Annotated in this window: 14 protein-coding genes; 10 read left to right on the top strand and 4 right to left on the bottom strand. The window is 72.0% G+C overall.

The window, feature by feature from the left end; genetic code table 11:
* Window positions 1–8 precede the first annotated feature (8 nt).
* Entirely contained in the window at window positions 9–1,664 is a 1,656-nt protein-coding gene (locus V6U82_RS01980) for a glycoside hydrolase family 27 protein (RefSeq protein WP_334458802.1), read from the bottom strand.
* Between the two features lie 642 nt (window positions 1,665–2,306).
* Between V6U82_RS01980 and araB the strand changes: the two genes are divergently transcribed.
* The 9 genes from araB (at window position 2,307) to V6U82_RS01935 (ending at window position 14,589) form a co-directional block, all read left to right on the top strand.
* Window positions 2,307–3,989: a ribulokinase gene (gene araB, locus V6U82_RS01975; RefSeq protein WP_334458801.1), complete on the top strand. Its 1,683-nt coding sequence runs from the start codon at window positions 2,307–2,309 to the stop codon at window positions 3,987–3,989.
* Window positions 3,986–4,669, top strand: a complete 684-nt coding sequence (locus V6U82_RS01970) for an L-ribulose-5-phosphate 4-epimerase (protein ID WP_128137183.1) — start codon at window positions 3,986–3,988, stop codon at window positions 4,667–4,669. The genes araB and V6U82_RS01970 overlap by 4 nt, the downstream gene beginning before the upstream one ends.
* 99 nt (window positions 4,670–4,768) lie before the next feature.
* Window positions 4,769–5,764: an ABC transporter substrate-binding protein gene (locus V6U82_RS01965; protein ID WP_128137182.1), complete on the top strand. Its 996-nt coding sequence runs from the start codon at window positions 4,769–4,771 to the stop codon at window positions 5,762–5,764.
* A gap of 73 nt (window positions 5,765–5,837) precedes the next feature.
* Window positions 5,838–7,379, top strand: coding sequence for a sugar ABC transporter ATP-binding protein (locus V6U82_RS01960; protein ID WP_334458800.1), 1,542 nt, complete (start codon window positions 5,838–5,840; stop codon window positions 7,377–7,379).
* Entirely contained in the window at window positions 7,376–8,446 is a 1,071-nt protein-coding gene (locus V6U82_RS01955) for an ABC transporter permease (RefSeq protein ID WP_120569492.1), read from the top strand. The genes V6U82_RS01960 and V6U82_RS01955 overlap by 4 nt, the downstream gene beginning before the upstream one ends.
* On the top strand, window positions 8,443–9,435 hold the full coding sequence (gene yjfF, locus V6U82_RS01950; protein WP_128137185.1) for a galactofuranose ABC transporter, permease protein YjfF: 993 nt from the start codon (window positions 8,443–8,445) through the stop codon (window positions 9,433–9,435). The genes V6U82_RS01955 and yjfF overlap by 4 nt, the downstream gene beginning before the upstream one ends.
* A gap of 26 nt (window positions 9,436–9,461) precedes the next feature.
* Window positions 9,462–10,964 carry an L-arabinose isomerase gene (gene araA, locus V6U82_RS01945; RefSeq protein ID WP_120569493.1) on the top strand — a complete coding sequence of 501 codons (1,503 nt, stop codon included), beginning with the start codon at window positions 9,462–9,464 and terminating at the stop codon, window positions 10,962–10,964.
* A gap of 248 nt (window positions 10,965–11,212) precedes the next feature.
* On the top strand, window positions 11,213–13,282 hold the full coding sequence (locus V6U82_RS01940) for an RICIN domain-containing protein (RefSeq protein WP_334458799.1): 2,070 nt from the start codon (window positions 11,213–11,215) through the stop codon (window positions 13,280–13,282).
* A 317-nt stretch (window positions 13,283–13,599) separates the two neighbouring features.
* Window positions 13,600–14,589 carry a LacI family DNA-binding transcriptional regulator gene (locus V6U82_RS01935; RefSeq protein ID WP_334458798.1) on the top strand — a complete coding sequence of 330 codons (990 nt, stop codon included), beginning with the start codon at window positions 13,600–13,602 and terminating at the stop codon, window positions 14,587–14,589.
* 135 nt (window positions 14,590–14,724) lie between these two features.
* Here the strand turns inward: V6U82_RS01935 and V6U82_RS01930 are convergent, their stop codons facing one another.
* The 3 genes from V6U82_RS01930 to V6U82_RS01920 are packed head-to-tail and all read right to left on the bottom strand — an operon-like array spanning window position 14,725 to window position 17,197.
* The gene (locus V6U82_RS01930; protein ID WP_334458797.1) at window positions 14,725–15,360 is read right to left on the bottom strand and encodes a copper resistance CopC family protein; all 636 of its coding nucleotides are present in this window, start codon (window positions 15,358–15,360) and stop codon (window positions 14,725–14,727) included.
* Between the two features lie 20 nt (window positions 15,361–15,380).
* Entirely contained in the window at window positions 15,381–16,613 is a 1,233-nt protein-coding gene (locus V6U82_RS01925; RefSeq protein WP_334458796.1) for a Dyp-type peroxidase, read from the bottom strand.
* The gene (locus tag V6U82_RS01920; protein ID WP_334458795.1) at window positions 16,610–17,197 is read right to left on the bottom strand and encodes a copper chaperone PCu(A)C; all 588 of its coding nucleotides are present in this window, start codon (window positions 17,195–17,197) and stop codon (window positions 16,610–16,612) included. The genes V6U82_RS01925 and V6U82_RS01920 overlap by 4 nt, the downstream gene beginning before the upstream one ends.
* Before the next feature lie 228 nt (window positions 17,198–17,425).
* On the opposite strand from V6U82_RS01920, the gene V6U82_RS01915 reads away from it, so the two are divergent.
* A complete protein-coding gene (locus V6U82_RS01915) occupies window positions 17,426–17,830 on the top strand; it encodes a Fur family transcriptional regulator (protein ID WP_128137702.1) in 405 nt (134 codons plus the stop codon).
* Window positions 17,831–17,866 lie beyond the last annotated feature (36 nt).

The following is a 17,866-nucleotide window of genomic DNA, read 5'->3' as shown; positions in this document are numbered from 1 at the left end:
GCAGCCGCTCACACCCGGCTCCACCGTTGGTTGGTGTTGCCGTGGCAGGTCCAGACGATCACCCGCGTGCCGTTCGCGGTGCCCGCGTTGTCGACGTCGAGGCACAGGGACGGGAAGCGCACGTTGCTCACCGTGCCGTTGCCGTTGATCGTCCACTGCTGGTTGGTGCCGCCGTTGCAGTCCCAGATCTGCACCCGGGTGCCGGCCGTCGCGTTCGTCGGCACGTCCAGGCACTTGCCCAGCACCTGCAACGCCTGCCCGTTGGCGGTGAACTGCTGGTTGACGTTGTTGTGGCAGTCCCAGATCAGCGTTCCGGTGCCGTTCGCGGTGCCGGCGTTGTCGACGTCGAGGCACCGGCCGGACGACTCGCTGCGCAGCCGGAACGTGGTCGGGACCGGCGGCGGGGTGGTGGTGCCGCCGCCGCTGACCCGGTAGACCACGGTGCCGTGCGCCGGGACGCTGGCGGAGATCGCGCCGCTGCTGCTGGAGGTGGCGTCGGTCCAGGCGTCGCGCAACGTGAACGAGCTGCCGCTCTTGCCCACCGCCGCCGCCGTGGTGGAGACGGTGGTGGTCGAACTGCCCTGGTTGAACAGGGCGACCGCCACGTCGCCGTTGGCCAGCGGCTTGGCCAGCACCCGCCGGGTGCCGTCGAAGGAGACCTGGACCGCCTGGCGGCCGAGCGTGTCCTGGTTGATCGCGACCAGGTTCGCGTTGCGCAGGATCGCCAGCGTGGCCGCGCTCGCCGAGCGTACGTCGTTGCCCATCATCAGCGGCGCCGCGAGCATCGACCAGAGCGCGAAGTGGCTGCGCATCTCGGTGTCGTTCATGCCACCGTTGCCGACCTCGAGCATGTCCGGGTCGTTGAACCCGCCGGGCGCGGCGTACCCGGCCAGCGGCACCGTGACGTCGACGATGTTCTGGATGCCCATCGGGTAGCCGTTGGTCTGGCCGGTGTTCCAGGCGTTGGTGATGTCCTCGGTGGTCCGCCAGAGGTTCGCCACGTCGCTCCAGTTGCGCTGCGGCCCGGTCTTGGCGTGGTAGCTGTTGGGGTTGATGCTGTAGACGATCGGCCGGCCGGTGGACGCCAGCGCGTCGCGCATGATGCCGAACCGCGCCACCTGGTCGTTGATCGTCCCGGTGCCGGAGCACCAGTCGTACTTGAGGTAGTCCACGCCCCAGGCGGCGAACTGCCGCGCGTCCTGGTACTCGTGGTTGAGGCTGCCGGTGGCGCCGGGGAACGTGCCGCCGACCTGGGCGCAGGTCTTGTCCAGCGGCACCTGGTAGATGCCGAACAGCAGGCCGCGGGCGTGCAGGTAGTCACCGAGCGACTTCATCCCGCTGGGGAACCGCTGCGGGTGCGCCTGGAGGTTGCCCTGCGCGTCCCGGTTCGGGTTGAACCAGCAGTCGTCCACGACGACGTACTTGTACCCGAGGTCGCGCAGGCCGTTGGCGACGATCGCGTCGGCGGTCTGGCGGATGAGGGTCTCGTTGATGTTGCAGCCGAAGGTGTTCCAGGTGTTCCACCCCATCGGCGGGGTACGGGCGACGCCGTTGTCCAGCGCCCGGGCGGGGCGTGGAGCCACGGCCTGGTCGGTGACCGTGGCAGCGAGCGCCACCGCCGCGACACCCAGGACGGCGAGCGTCCGTCGGGTCCATCTGCGCACTGGGTCCTCCTCGGTGGCCGGGCGCCGTCCGTGCCGGCGCCCGGAAGGGAGCGGCCCGCCGGTCGCGCGGCGTCGCCCGTGGTCCACGGGGGACGGACGCGGCACGGCAGTTCCAGCGGCCGGTCGGTGCCGGCGGGCGCTCGTGGGTGGTGGGGTTCCGGCGGTCGACGGGGTCGCCGTCCGTCGCCGCCCGGCTGCGGCGCCGGGGTTTCCCGGACAGCGGCGCCACAGTGTGTGGGGATGGCGAAATGTTATCGCTGACATCAAACACTGTAAATAGGCTCACGGTCTTCGAGTGACCTGCGGCGACCGGTTGACGAGGACGTCGCCGCGAGGAAAAGGGCCGCTGAGCGGCCCTCTGAGCGGTCCTGCGGCGACGTCTGGGTGCTCGGGCCCGGGGTGCCGGGAGTGCCGAGAGAATTTCCGGAAGTTCCATCGATTGTTGTCGTTAACAGCGGGTCGGCGCGAGGTTTGGCCGCGTCGTCGGGGTGGATCTCCCGCTCGGCGGCCGCGCCGGTCCGCGCGGGGCGGCGGACGCCGGTTCCGGGTGCCGCCGCTCGTTACGCAGCTGTTGCTTGGACGTGTCTTGACGGATGTATATGTGAGCGCTAACACTAACTCCGTGACACGGCGGAGGTGCAAATGAGCGAACTGGACGCGTCCGACCGGTACGTGATCGGTGTCGACTTCGGCACGCTGTCCGGGCGGGCACTGGTGGTCCGCGTCCGTGACGGCGCCGAACTCGGTACGGCGGTGCACGAGTACCGGCGCGGGGTCATCGAGACCGCGCTTCCCGAGGGCGGCCCGGCGCTGCCCCCGGACTGGGCCCTCCAGGACCCCGACGACTACCGCGACGTGCTGCGCCACGCGGTGCCGGCCGCGCTCGCCGAAGCCGGCGTGGACCCGTCCCGGGTGGTGGGCATCGGCATCGACTTCACCGCCTGCACGGTGCTCCCGACGCTCGCCGACGGCACGCCGCTGTGCGAGATCCCGCAGCTGCGCGACCGGCCGCACGCCTGGGTGAAGCTCTGGAAGCACCACGCCGCGCAACCGCACGCCGACCGGATCAACGCGCTGGCGGCCGAACGCGGCGAGCAATGGCTCGGCCGCTACGGCGGCAAGATCTCCGCGGAGTGGCAGTTCGCCAAGGGGCTGCAGATCCTGGAGGAGGACCCGGAGGTCTACCGGCGGGCCGAGCGCTTCGTCGAGGCCGCCGACTGGATCGTCTGGCAGCTGTGCGGCGCCGAGACGCGCAACGTCTGCACCGCCGGCTACAAGGGCATCCGGCAGGACGGCCGCTACCCGTCGTCCGACTACCTGGCCGCGCTCGACCCCGGTTTCGCCGACTTCGTGACCAAGCTGGACGGTCCGCTGCTGCCACTGGGCGCGCGGGCCGGCTCGCTCACCGCCCGCGCCGCCGCCTGGACCGGGCTGCCCGAGGGCATCGCGGTCGCGGCCGGCAACGTCGACGCGCACGTCACCGCCGCCGCGGCCCAGGCGCTGCGGCCCGGCCGGCTGGTCGCCATCATGGGCACCTCCACCTGCCACGTCCTCAACGGCACCCACCCCGCCGAGGTGCCGGGCATGTGCGGCGTGGTCGACGGCGGCATCAGCCCCGGCGCCTGGGGCTTCGAGGCCGGGCAGAGCGGCGTGGGGGACATCTTCGGCTGGTTCGTACGCCACGCCGCCCCGGCCGGTCTCGACTCGCACGAGCAGCTCACCGAGGCCGCCGCCGCCCAGCCGGTCGGCGCGCACGGGCTGGTGGCGCTGGACTGGTGGAACGGCAACCGGTCCCTGCTGGTCAACCACGACCTCAGCGGGATGGTCGTCGGACTGACGCTCGCCACCCGGCCGCCGGACGTCTACCGGGCGCTGCTGGAGGCCACCGCGTACGGCACCCGGATGATCGTCGAGGCGTTCGCGCAGGCGGGCGTGCCGGTCGACGACCTTGTGGTGGCCGGCGGGCTCACCTCCAACCGGCTGCTCATGCAGATCTACGCCGACGTCACAAACCGGCCGCTGAGCATCATCGGCTCCGCCCAGGGCCCGGCGCTCGGCTCGGCGATCCACGCGGCGGTGGCCGCCGGGGCGTACCCGACGATCCACGAGGCGTCCGCCGCGATGGGGCGCATCGACGAGGCCGTCTACCGGCCCGTACCGGAGAACGTGCGGGCCTACGACGCCCTGTACGCCGAGTACCGCGCGTTGCACGACCACTTCGGTCGCGGCGCGAACGACGTCATGCTCCGCCTGCGGGCGATCCGCAACGCGGCCGTCGACGCCGCCGCGGACCGCGCCGCCGCGACCCTGGAGGTGGTCGGATGAACACCGAGGTGACCCGCCAGGTGGCCACGCTGCGCGAGACGGTGGCCCGCCTGCACCGCGAGCTGACCCGCTACGACCTGGTGGCCTGGACCGCCGGCAACGTGTCGGCCCGCGTACCCGGTCAGGAGCTGATGGTCATCAAGCCCAGCGGGGTCGACTACGACGACCTGACCGCCGAGGCCATGGTGGTCTGCGACCTCAACGGCACCGTCGTCGACGGCGACGGCGCCCCGTCCAGCGACACCGCCGCGCACGCCTACGTCTACCGCGCGATGCCCGAGGTCGGCGGCGTCGTGCACACGCACAGCGGATACGCCACCGCCTGGGCGGCCCGGGGCGAGGCGATCCCGTGCTGGCTGACCGCGCAGGCCGACGAGTTCGGCGGGGAGATCCCCATCGGGCCGTTCGCGCTGATCGGCGGCGACGACATCGGCAAGGGCATCGTCAGCACGCTGTCCGGGCACCGCTCACCCGCGGTGCTCATGCGCAACCACGGCGTCTTCACCATCGGCAGGGACGCCCGGGCGGCGGTCAAGGCCGCGGTGATGTGCGAGGACGTCGCCCGTACCGCACACCTGGCCCGCGCGCTCGGGCAGCCGGTGCCGATCGCGCCGGCCGACATCGACTCGCTCTACGACCGCTACCAGAACGTGTACGGCCAACGCCCGCCGGCGCACTGACCCCGGACAGCGCCGCGCACCCCCCCCCACCACCACACCCGGGCCGCTCCGGCTCCCGCCGGCCGCGCGCCCGGAACATCCAACCCCGGAGGAGAATCGATGAGAAGCAGGAGCACGGCACGCACGGTCATAGCGGCCTTCGCCGGCGTGCTGCTCGCCGCCGGCATGGCCGCGTGCGGCAACAGCGACACCGGCGGCGGTTCCGGCGACGGCAACGACAAGATCGTCCTGGGCTTCTCCCAGGTGGGCGCCGAGAGTGGCTGGCGTACCGCCAACACCACCTCGATCAAGGAGGCGGCGGCCGAGGCGGGCATCGAGCTGAAGTTCGACGACGCCCAGCAGAAGCAGGAGAACCAGATCAAGGCGATCCGCAACTTCATCCAGCAGAAGGTCGACGTGATCGCCTTCTCGCCGGTGGTGGAGTCCGGCTGGGACACCGTGCTCAAGGAGGCCAAGGACGCCAAGATCCCGGTGATCCTGACCGACCGCGCCGTCGACTCGGCCGACAAGTCGCTCTACAAGACGTTCCTCGGCTCGGACTTCGTCAAGGAGGGCCGCCTCGCCGGCGAGTGGCTGGTGGAGCAGAAGAAGGCGGCATCCGGCCCGGTCACCATCGTGGAGCTTCAGGGCACCACCGGCTCGGCGCCGGCCAACGACCGGAAGAAGGGCTTCGCCGAGGCCATCGCCGCCAACCCCAACCTGAAGATCGTCGCCTCGCAGTCCGGTGACTTCACCCGCGCCGGCGGCAAGCAGGTGATGGAGCAGTTCCTCAAGGCCAACCCGAAGATCGACGTGCTCTTCGCGCACAACGACGACATGGGCCTGGGCGCGCTCGAGGCGATCACCGCAGCCGGCAAGACGCCCGGCAAGGACATCACCATCATCACCGTCGACGCGGTGAAGGACGGCATGCAGGCCCTCGCGGACGGCAAGTTCAACTTCATCGCCGAGTGCAGCCCGCTGCTCGGCCCGCAGTTGATGGACCTGGTCAAGAAGGTCAAGGCCGGCGAGGAGGTGCCCGCCCGGATCGAGACCGAGGAGACCACGTTCACCCAGGAGCAGGCCAAGGAGGCACTGCCCAACCGCAAGTACTGAGTCACCCGGGGGCCGCCGTCGCAACCCGACGGCGGCCCCCGTACCACCACCGTCGAAGAAGAGGTCCGATGGGATGACGGGTAACCGTCCGGTCCTGACCATGGCCGGCATCAGCAAGACCTTCCCCGGGGTCCGCGCGCTGCACGACGTCGACTTCCGGCTGTTCCCGGGCGAGGTCCACGCCCTGATGGGCGAGAACGGCGCCGGCAAGTCCACCCTGATCAAGGTGTTGACCGGCGTCTACGGGACCGACGCGGGCGTCGTCACGCTCGACGGCGAGCGGGTCTCGTTCACCGGTCCGATGCAGGCCGCAGCGGCCGGTGTCAGCACCGTCTACCAGGAGGTCAACCTCTGCACCAACCTGTCGGTGGCGGAGAACGTCTTCATCGGCCGGGAGCCCCGCCGGTTCGGCGCGGTGCGCTGGGGCGAGATGCGCCGCCGGGCCCGCGACCTGCTGGCCCGGCTCGACCTCGACCTCGACGTGTCCGCGCCGCTCGGCTCGTACTCGCTGGCGGTGCAGCAGATGGTCGCCATCGCCCGGGCGATCGACGTGCGGGCCCGGGTGCTGATCCTGGACGAGCCGACGTCCAGCCTGGACGCCGGCGAGGTGGCGCAACTGTTCCGGATCATGCGGCAACTGCGTGACGAGGGGATCGCGATCCTGTTCGTCACCCACTTCCTCGACCAGGTCTACGGCATCGCCGACCGGATCACCGTGCTGCGCAACGGCCGGCTCGTGGGGGAGTACCGCACCGAGGAGCTGCCGCAGTTCAGCCTGGTCGAGAAGATGATCGGGCAGGAGCTGGACGTGCTGGAGCGGCTCGACGAGCAGCAGAAGCGCGCCACAGTCGACTCGGACGGCGAGGCCCCGCTCGTGGACGCCGCCGAGCTGGGCCGGCGCGGCGCGGTCGCCCCGTTCAGCCTGCGCATCCACGCCGGAGAGGTGGTCGGCCTGGCCGGCCTGCTCGGCTCCGGCCGTACCGAGGTGGCACGGCTGATCTTCGGCGCGGACCGGGCCGACCACGGCCAGGTCCGGCTCGACGGCGGCCGGGCGCCGGTGCGCAACCCGATCCAGGCCATCGGCCAGGGCGTCGGGTTCTGCTCGGAGAACCGCCGGGCCGAGGGCATCGTCCCGGAGCTGTCGGTCCGGGAGAACATGATCCTGGCGATGCAGGCCGCGCGCGGCTGGCTGCGTCCGATCCCGCGCCGCCGCCAGGACGAGCTGGTCCGCAAGTACGTCGAGGCGCTGAGCATCCGCCCGGCCAACCCGGAGCTGCCGGTGCGCAACCTCTCCGGCGGCAACCAGCAGAAGGTGCTGCTGGCCCGCTGGCTGATCACCGAGCCGCGCCTGCTGATCCTGGACGAGCCGACCCGCGGCATCGACGTCGGCGCCAAGGCCGAGATCCAGAAGCTGGTGGTGCAGCTCTCCGACGGCGGCATGGCGGTGCTGTTCATCTCCGCCGAGCTGGAGGAGGTGCTGCGCCTGAGCCACCGGGTCGCGGTCATGCGCGACCGGGAGATGGTCGCCCAGCTCGACAACGACGACACGCTCGACGCCGACCGCGTCATGCGCACCATCGCCAGTGGAACACCCCGGGAGGAGGTGACCCGATGACCGCCGTCGCCGACCGCCTCCGCCCGCTGACCGGCCACCGCCTGTTCTGGCCGGCGCTCGTGCTCGTGGTCATGATCGCCGCGAACACCGTCTACCGTCCCGGCTTCCTCGCCGTCGAGGTCAAGAACGGCCACCTGTACGGCACGCCGATCGACATCCTCCGGCTGAGCGCGCCGCTGATCCTGGTCGCGCTCGGGATGACGCTCGTCATCGCCACCGGCGGCATCGACCTGTCGGTCGGCTCGCTCTGCGCGATCAGCGGCGCGATCGCCTGCCTGCACATCAGCGGGGCGGCCGACCAGAACAGCCCGGCCACCGTGGCCACCGCGCTCGCCCTGGCCTTCGGGGCCGCGCTCGTGCTCGGCGCGTGGAACGGCATACTCGTGGCGGTCATCGGCATCCAGCCGATCATCGCCACGCTGATCCTCATGGTGGCCGGGCGGGGCATCGCCCAGCTCGTCACCGAGGGCCAGATCATCACCATCAACTCCGGTCCGTACCGGGCGATCGGGCTCGGCCACTTCCTGACGCTGCCGCTGGCCATCCTGATCGCGCTCGCCGCCGCGCTGCTCGTGGCCGCGTTCACCCGGCGCACCGCGCTGGGGCTGATCGTCGAGTCGGTCGGCGGCAACGCCGAGGCCAGCCGGCTCGCCGGCATCCGGTCCCGGCGCATCGTCTTCCTCGTCTACGTGATCAGCGCCGTCTGCGCCGCGCTCGCCGGTTTCATGGTCACCGCCAACGTCTCCAGCGCCGACGGCAACGCCGCCGGCCTGTGGATCGAGCTCGACGCGATCCTGGCCGTCGTCATCGGCGGCACCTCGCTGGCCGGCGGCCGGTTCTCCCTCGGCGGCACCGTCCTCGGCGCGCTGATCATCCAGACCCTCACCACCACGGTGTACGCCATGAACATCTCGCCGCAGACGTCGCTGCTGTTCAAGGCGGTCGTCGTCATCGCCGTCTGCCTCGTCCAGGCCCCGGCGTTCCGTGCCCGGCTGCGCCGGCGCCGGCGCGGGGCCGAACCCGGCCCGGCGGCGCCGCAGCGGGAGAAGGAGCAGGTGCCGGCATGAGCAGCACGTCGTTGACCACCGGCCGGTCCTGGCGGCCCAGCCTGCCCCGGCGGCACGTCCCGGTGCTGGCCACGCTCGCCCTGCTGCTGGTCATGTACGGCATCGGCGTGTCCCAGTACCGCGCCTTCTCCAACGTCCAGGTCGTCTTCAACGTCTTCATCGACAACGGGTTCCTGCTCGTCGTCGCGGTGGGCATGACGTTCGTGATCCTCACCGGCGGCATCGACCTGTCCGTCGGCTCGGTGGTGGCGATGACCGCGATGGTGTCGGCGTCGTTGCTGCGCGACGGTCTGCCCGCCGCCCTGGTGCTGGTGATCGCGCTGCTGATCGGCCCGACGCTCGGTTTCCTGATGGGCTGCGCGATCCACTTCTTCGAGATCCAGCCGTTCATCGTGACACTCGCCGGGATGTTCTTCGCCCGGGGCATGTGCACGTTCATCAGCGACGCCTCCATCTCCATCACCGACGGTTTCTGGACCTCGATGTCGCAGCAGCGCATCGGCGACCCGGCCGGCAACTTCGTGTCGATCAGCGTGCTGATCGCGTTCGCGGTGGTGCTGATCGCGGCGTACGTGCTGGCGTACACCCGGTTCGGCCGCAACGTGTACGCGGTCGGCGGCAACGCGCAGTCGGCGCTGCTGATGGGCCTGCCGGTGGCGCGGACCCGGATCGCCGTCTACACCATCAGCGGGCTCTGCTCGGCGATCGGCGGCATCCTGCTGTCGTTCTACACGCTCTCCGGCGCGCCGCTGATCGCCGTCGGGATGGAGCTGGACGTGATCGCCGCGGTGGTGATCGGCGGCACCGTGCTCACCGGCGGCTCCGGGTACGTGTTCGGCACCGTGCTCGGCGTGCTGGTGCTGGGCGTGATCCAGACCCTGATCACGTTCGACGGCAGCCTCAACTCCTGGTGGACCAAGATCGTGATCGGCGGCCTGCTGTTCGCGTTCATCCTCCTCCAGCGCCTCATCGGCATCCGGTTCAAGTGACGGTTCCTAGCGCGGAAGGCAACAACATGGCAACTCACCCCCAGCCCGAGGTCTGGTTCCTCACCGGCAGCCAGGGCCTCTACGGCGAGGACACCCTGCGGCAGGTCGCCGAGCAGTCCCGGCAGATCGCCGCGCGCCTGGACGAGTCGCCGGACATCCCCGTACGCGTGGTCTGGAAGCCGGTCCTCACCTCCAGCGCGGACATCCTCGCGGCCTGCCGGGACGCGGCGGCGCAGGGCGCGGTCGGGGTGATCGCCTGGATGCACACGTTCTCCCCGGCCAAGATGTGGATCTCCGGGCTGGACGCGCTGCGCACGCCGCTGCTGCACCTGCACACGCAGGCCAACGTGGCGCTGCCGTGGGACGAGATCGACATGGACTTCATGAACCTCAACCAGGCCGCGCACGGCGACCGGGAGTTCGGGTTCATCCAGACCCGGCTCGGGGTGGCCCGCAAGACCGTCGCCGGCCACGTCACCGATCCGCGGGTCGTCGGGCGGGTCGCGGCGTGGGCCCGCGCCGCGATCGGCTGGTCGGCGGTGCGGACGTTGCGGCTGGCCCGCTTCGGCGACAACATGCGCGACGTCGCGGTCACCGAGGGGGACAAGGTCGAGGCCGAGCTGCGCTTCGGCGTCTCGGTCAACACCTACGGCGTGAACGACCTGGTCGCCGCCGTCGACCAGGTGCCCGAGGCCCAGGTCGACGACCTGGTCAAGGAGTACGACGACACCTACCGCGTCGCGTCCGAGCTGCGGCCCGGCGGGGACCGGCACGACTCGCTGCGGTACGCGGCGCGCCAGGAGCTGGGCCTGCGGGCGTTCCTCGACGCCGGTGGTTTCCGGGCGTTCACCACGAACTTCGAGGACCTCGGCGGGCTGCGGCAGCTCCCCGGGATCGCGGTGCAGCGCCTGATGGCCGACGGGTACGGCTTCGGCGGCGAGGGGGACTGGAAGACCTCGGTGCTGGTGCACACGCTCAAGGCGATGGCCGTCGGCGTGCCGGGCGGCACCTCGTTCATGGAGGACTACACCTACGACCTGACGTTCGGTCAGGAGCTGATCCTCGGCGCGCACATGCTGGAGGTGTGCCCGAGCATCGCCGCCGACGTGCCGAGCGCGGAGGTGCACCCGCTGAGCATCGGCGGGCGGGAGGACCCGGTACGCCTGGTCTTCGACGCCGCGCCCGGTCCGGCTGTGGTGCTGGGCATGGCGGACATGGGGGAGCGGTTCCGGCTGGTCGCCAACGCGGTGGACGTGGTGCCGCCGCCGCACCCGCTGCGCCGCCTTCCGGTGGCACGCGCGGTCTGGCGTCCGCAGCCCGACCTGGCCGGCTCGGCGGAGGCGTGGATCACCGCCGGCGCGCCGCACCACACCGTGCTCTCGCAGGCCGTCGGCGTGGAGGAGCTGCGCGACCTGGCCGCGATGGCCCGGACCGAACTGGTGGTCATCGACGCCGAGACGCGCCCGCACCGCTTCGCCGACGAGCTGCGCTGGAACCAGGCGTACTACCGGCTCGCCCGGGGTTTCTGAGCCGCCGCGCGCCGTCCGTGCCGACCCGCGCGGCGGGCGGCGTGTTACGCCTTGACGAACGCCATGTTATCGCTCACAGTCGATGGATAGGGTCACCGGCACCGCTCGCGGGCCGTTCCGGGCGCGATCTGCGCCGCAGTTGCCAGGGATCCGACTCTCGCCTGGGTAGGCGTCGCTGTTAGCGATAACGCCGCCGTCGTCGGCGCGTGCCGCCGTGCCCGGGCTCCGGTCGACGAAGGAGGATCGTGGTGACGGCTCGACTGTCCCGTGGACGTGGAAGCCTGTCCCGGCTGCTGGCCGGGGTGGTGGCGCTGCTTGTCGGCGGCGTGGTGGTGGGTGCCGTGCCCGCGCCGGTGTCGGCCGCCACGGTGGACACCAGCGCGTACTACGTGCTGGTGAACCGCAACAGCGGCAAGGCGCTGGACCTGTACAACCAGGCCACCAACGACGGCGCGCGGATCACCCAGTGGACGCGCAACGACGGCGCCTGGCAGCAGTGGCAGTTCGTGGACTCCGGCGGTGGCTACTACCGGCTGCGCTCCCGGCACTCGGGCAAGGTGCTCGACGTGACCGGCGCGTCCACCGCCAACGGCGCGGCGGTGGTCCAGTGGACCGACCACGGCGGCACCAACCAGCAGTTCCGGCTGGCCGACTCCGACGGCGGGTACGTCCGGCTGATCAACCGGAACTCGAACAAGGTGATGGAGGTGCAGAACGCCTCCACCGCCGACGGCGGCAACATCGTGCAGTACGACGACTGGAACGGCGCGAACCAGCAGTGGCAGCTCGTCCGCGTCGGCGACAACCCGGGCAACCCGGGCGGCAGCTTCACCAACCCGGCCGTCTGGCAGGACTTCGCCGACGTCGACATCATCCGGGTCGGCGACGTCTACTACATGTCCGCCTCCACCATGCACTACTCGCCGGGCGCGCCGGTGCTGCGCTCCTGGGACCTGGTGAACTGGGAGTTCGCCGGGCACTCCGTACCGCGACTGGACTTCGGCTCGAAGTACGACCTGAGCGCCAACGAGCACGCGTACGTGGACGGCATCTGGGCGTCGACGCTGAACTACCGGCCGAGCAACCGCACGTTCTACTGGGCCGGCTGCATCGACTTCGCGCAGACCCACATCTACACCGCCGGCGCCGTCGACGGCGCGTGGAGCCGCCTGGCCACCATCCCGAACTGCTACTACGACGCCGGCATGCTGATCGACGACAACGACACCATGTACGTCGCGTACGGCAACGGCACGATCAGCGTGGCCCAGCTCTCCGCCGACGGGCGCAGCCAGGTCCGGGCCCAGCAGGTCTATCAGACGCCGTCGAGCATCGGCACGCTGGAGGGTGCGCGCTTCTACAAGCGCAACGGCGCGTACTACATCTGGCTCACCCGGCCGGCCAACGGCCAGTACGTGCTGAAGTCCACGAACGGCCCGTTCGGCCCGTACGAGCAGCGGCAGGTGCTGCTCAACCTGCCCGGCCCGATCTCCGGCGGGGGCGTGCCGCACCAGGGCGGGCTGGTGCAGACGCAGACCGGCGCCTGGTACTACATGGCGTTCACCGACGCGTACCCGGGCGGCCGGATGCCGACGCTGGCGCCGATCACCTGGACCTCCGACGGCTGGCCGCAGGTGCAGACCGTCAACGGCGCCTGGGGCGCGAGCTACCCCAACCCGCTGCCGACCCGCCCGGTCAAGCCGCTCACCGGCACCGACACGTTCTCCGGCACCACGCTCGGCGTGCAGTACGAGTGGAACCACAACCCGGACAACAGCAGGTGGTCGGTGAACAACGGCCTGCGCCTGCAGACCGCCAGCGTGACGAACGACCTGTACCGGGCCCGCAACACGCTCACCCACCGCATCCAGGGCCCCACCTCGACCGGCACGATCGAGCTGGACTACTCGGGCATGCGCGACGGTGACCGGGCCGGCCTGGCGATGCTGCGGGACAGTTCGGCCTGGATCGGCGTACGGCGTGACAACGGCGCGACGCGGGTGGTGATGACGAACGGCCTGACCATGGGCTCGAACAACTGGAACACCACCAGCACCGGTACGGAGATCGCCGGTGCGTCGGTGTCCGGCGGGCGGATCTGGCTGCGGGCCAACGCCGACATCCGGCCCGGCTCGGGACGGCAGGCGCGGTTCTCCTACAGCACCGACGGGGTGAACTTCGTACCGCTCGGGAACGCGCTGACGCTCAACAACGCGTGGCAGTTCTTCATGGGGTACCGGTTCGGCTTCTTCAACTACGCCACCCAATCGCTCGGTGGCGCGGTGACGGTGCGGCAGTTCTCGCTGACAACACCGTGACGACGGTCACCATTCGCGGCCGTTGACACATCTTCAATAGCCCGGGGTGGGGCACCGGCAATCGCCGGAAATGCCGCACCCCGGGCTCAATTCCACCGCTCCCGAGCTGCCTGTTCACGCCGCTGCGTAACGGAAGGGAATGAGCCGTCGGCCGATTCCGCGATATCGCCGCGCCACGGTGGGAACGGTCGATCCACGGTGCCGATACCGATGGGACCGCTGGCGTAGACTGTCGCCACCCGGGCCGGTCCGGTCGAGATCGACCGGGTGTGGCCGCGGGCAGTGGCGAAAGTGAGGTGGCCGTGCGCGGTCCTGCGATGACGGACGTGGCCCGCCTCGCCGGGGTGTCGCACCAGACGGTCTCCCGGGTGCTCAACGGGCATCCCAACGTGCGTGAGCAGACCCGGCTGCGGGTGCAGGCCGCCATCACCGAACTCGGCTACCGACCCAACCGCGCGGCCCGCGCGCTGGTGACCGGCCGGTCCCAGGTGATCGGCGTGGTCGCGCAGAACACCACGCTCTACGGCCCGGCGTCGCTGCTCGCGGCGCTGGAGCAGGCGGCCGCCGAGGCCGGTTTCGCGGTGAGCGTCGGCAGCGTCAGCGACCTCGACCACCGCTCCATCTCGGCCGCCGTGGAACGGCACCTGGCGCACCGGGTCGCCGGCATAGTGGTCATCGCGCCGGTCGAGTCCGCCGGGGAGGCGCTGGAACGGCTGCCGCAGGACGTGCCGCTGGTGACTGTCGACGGCGACCCGCGGCGGCCGATCCCGCTGGTGACGGTCGACCAGGTCGCCGGCGCCCGGGCCGCCACCGAGCACCTCCTCGCCGCCGGGCACCGCACGGTGTGGCACGTGTCCGGCCCGTCGGACTGGTTCGACAGCGCCGGCCGGATCGAGGGGTGGCGCGAGGCGCTGCGGCACGCCGGCGCCGAGATCCCGCCGCTGGTCCCGGCCGACTGGTCGGCGGCGGCGGGCTACCGGTGCGGGCAGATGCTGGCCCGGATGCCGGAGGTCACCGCCGTCTTCACCGCCAACGACCATCTGGCGCTGGGCGTGCTGCGGGCGCTGCACGAGCACGGCCGCCGCGTCCCCGACGACATCAGCGTGGTCGGGTTCGACGACGTGCCCGAGGCGGCGTACTTCATCCCGCCGCTGACCACGGTGCGGCCGGACTTCGGCGCGGTCGCCGCGGCCAGCCTCGACCTGCTCCTGGCGCAGATCGAGTCGCAGACCGCGGGGCCGCTGCGGCAGACGATCGCGCCGACGCTGGTGCCGCGCCGCAGCGTCGGACCGCCGCCCGCCCGCTGAGCCGGCCCGCCCCGGTCGCCCGCCCGCCCGCTGAGCCGGCCCGCCCGCTGAGCCGGCCCGGCCGGCTCACCGGTGCCGGTCCGCGTACCGGGCGCCGCGGCGCGCGCTCCGCCTCGCCGGTCCGGCGTACCGGCGTCAGCGAACGTCGCCGGAGCCGGCGCGAGCGCGCGCTCGGCGCGCGACGAGCAGCACGATCCCGGCGACCACGAGCAGACCGGCGGCCGCCCCGCCGGCCAGCAGCGCGACCGGCGGGCCGTCGTCGCCGGACCGCGCACCGGAGGCGTCCGGCTCGTCCGCGGCCGCCGGTCCGCCGGACGCGCCGCCCGCACCCGCCGTGGCGTCCGCGCCGGTGGGCGTGGGAACCACCGCCGAGGCGGGAGCCGACGGCGCGGGCGCGGCCGGGTCGGCGACGGTGAAGCGGTACGACCCCTGGACCGGGTGGCCGTCGCGGGACACGACCCGGTAGGCGACGGTGTAGGTGCCGTTGCCCAGCGGCTCGTCGATCGTCACCGTGCCGGTGGCACCGTCCACCGCCGGTGCGGAGGTGGGCACCGGGCGCTGACCGGCGTCGCTGACCGTGATCGTGGTGTATGAGGGGTTCAGCCGTTGCAGGAACCGCAGCGTGACCTGCGTGGGCGCGGCGGTGAGCCGGGCGTCGCGTGCGGGCGTGGCCTCCTGGAGGGAGTTGTGCGCCGCCGCGGGCGTGGCCGGGACCAGCAGCAGGGCGGTGAGGACCGCGGCGAGCAGCGCGGTGACGGAACGGGTACGCATGACGCGCCTTCCTGTGGTGGTCAGCCGAGCAGTTGCCGGCCGATCCAGCCGCCCTCGGGGCAGCCGGGCGGCACGGCGAACACGGCGGAGCCGATCGGGGTGGTCCACTCGTTGAGCAGGTCGCGCTCGGCGAGCCGGCGTTGGATGGGCAGGAACTGGCCGGCGATGTCGGCCTGGTACGAGGCGAAGACGAGCCCGGTGTCCGCGTTCCCCTCGGGGGTCGACACGCCGTCGTAGTTGTAGGGCCGGCGCAGGATCTTCTGCCGGTCGTCGGTGACGCGGGCGCGGGTCAGGTGCGAGAAGTCGGGGATGACGGTGAGCCCGTCCGGGCCGAGCGCGGCGAAGTCCGGCTCGTCGTGTTCGGCCCGGCCGGTCAGCGGCGCGCCGGTGTCGAGGCGCCGCCCGACGGCGAGTTCCCGGTCGGTGCGGCCCAGCAGGTCCCAGGTCTCCAGGTTCATGCTGATCCGCCGCACCACGAGCGTCGTCGAGTCGCGCAGCCAGTCCGGTCCGTCGGTCACCCACACCGCGGTGTCCGCCGGCGTGCCGGGCTTCGGGTTGGCGGTGCCGTCGAGCTGCCCGAACAGGTTGCGCTGGGTCCGGCCCGGCTCGGCGCCGGCCGCCCGCCGGAAGCCCTGCTGCACCCAGCGGACGACGGCGAACGGACGGCTGTCCTTGACCAGGACCCGCTGGGCGTGGGCGACGGTGAGCGGGTCGTCGGCGCAGATCTGGAGCAGCAGGTCCCCGCCGGACCAGCGGGGTTGCAGCCGGTCGATGCCGAACGCGGGCAGGTCGGCCACCGAGGCGGGCCGGCGGTCGTCGAGCCCGGCGGCGGCGTAGAGCCCGGGACCGAAGCCGAACGTGACCGTCAGCCGAGCCGGCAGCACGCTCAGCTCCGGCTCGGTGTCGGCCAGCGCCGGGCGGCCCTGGGTGAGCCGGGCCGCGTCGTCGGAGAGCAGCCGCAGCATCCGCCCGATCGCCGTCCGGTCGGTGCCGGGGCGAAGCGTGAACGCGACGAACGCGGCGTGTGCCTGCGGGTCGGTGGTGACCCCTGACTGCCGGGCGCCGTGGAACGGCTCGACCGCGCTGCCCACCTGCGCCACCGGAACCGGTTCGGCGGGGCGTACCCCCGGGTTGCCGGGGCGGGCGGCGGCGAGGGCGCCCGCCCCGGCCAGCGCGCCCCCGGCGGCCATCGCGCCGCCGGTGAGCAGGCCGCGCCGGCTCACCCGGCGGGCCGTGGCGGGACGGTCGCTCATGACGCCGGGCTCATGCTCGTTTCCGGCATCGGGGACTCACCGTGACCGGGGGCGTAGGACTCCTGGGCGCCGGTGAACGGCTTCGCCACCGCGGTGAACGTCTGGGTCCGGCCGTCGGCGAAGGTGAGCGTGAAGCTCAGCTCGTCGCCGGCCTCGACCGGCCTGGCGAGGTTCATCAGCATCAGGTGGTCGCCGCCGGGCTCCAGCGTGGTGCTGGAGCGCGCCTTGATCACGATGCCGCCCTCCTTGGCCTGCATGACCATCTTGCCGTCCTTCATGGTCATCTCGTGCAGTTCCATCGGAGAGACCTCGGTGGCCGCCTTGGTGATCGTGACGTCGGTGTCGCCGTCGTTGGCGAGCGTGGCGAACGCGGCGGTCATGCCCTTGTCGGCGGCCTTCACCCACGGGTCGCGGACGGTGAGCACGCCCCCCGGGGCGCTCGCCGACGACGAGGTCGATGCCGATGCCGACGGGGCGGCAGACGGCGTGCCGGAGGATCCGCAGGCGGTGACGGACGCGGCGAGCACGGCTGCGCCGATCAGGGCCGCGGGGCGCAGGAATCGGCGGCTGGTGGTGCTGGGCATGACGTGGTCCCCTCGAAGATCCGGTGTTCGTACCGTTTGTCGGCCCGGTGTGCCGGATAGTTCCGGCCGGGGCGGTCGGGCGCGTCACACCCCCAGGCGGCGGAGCGTCGGACCCGGGATCGGCGGTGCGCCCGGAAGGCATAATGGTTCCGGGTGTCACGTGGCGCGCCGGGTGCGGCGGCGGCCGGACGAGGGTGCCGGGCGGGCGCCCGGACGAGGGAGGCGACGGTGACCCAGGCGACGACCGGGGCGACCCGCAACACCCGTCAGCGCGCCGAGGTGCTGGCGCTGCTGCGGGATCTGGACGGCTTCCACAGCGCGCAGCAGCTGCACCAGATGCTCGTCCAGCGGCAGGCGAAGGTCGGCCTGACCACGGTGTACCGGACGCTCCAGATGCTCGTCGACAACGGCGAGATCGACTCGGCGCGGCTGCCCGGCGGCGAGCACCTCTATCGCCGGTGCAGCCAGAGCCGCCATCACCACCATCTGGTCTGCCGCCGCTGCGGCCGGGCCGTGGAGGTGGCCGGCCCGGCCGTGGAGCGGTGGGCCGACCAGGTCGCCGCGCAGCACGGCTTCACCGACGTGGGGCACACCCTGGAGATCTTCGGCACCTGCGACCGCTGCGCCGCCTGAGCCGGCGCGGACCGTGACCCGCCCGCGCCGGGGCTG

Source organism: Micromonospora sp. CPCC 205554, from assembly GCF_036902745.1.
GTDB classification, from domain to species: domain Bacteria; phylum Actinomycetota; class Actinomycetes; order Mycobacteriales; family Micromonosporaceae; genus Micromonospora; species Micromonospora tulbaghiae.
The sequence above is the reverse complement of the archived record's forward strand: the minus strand, read 5'-3'. Positions and strand labels throughout refer to the sequence as shown.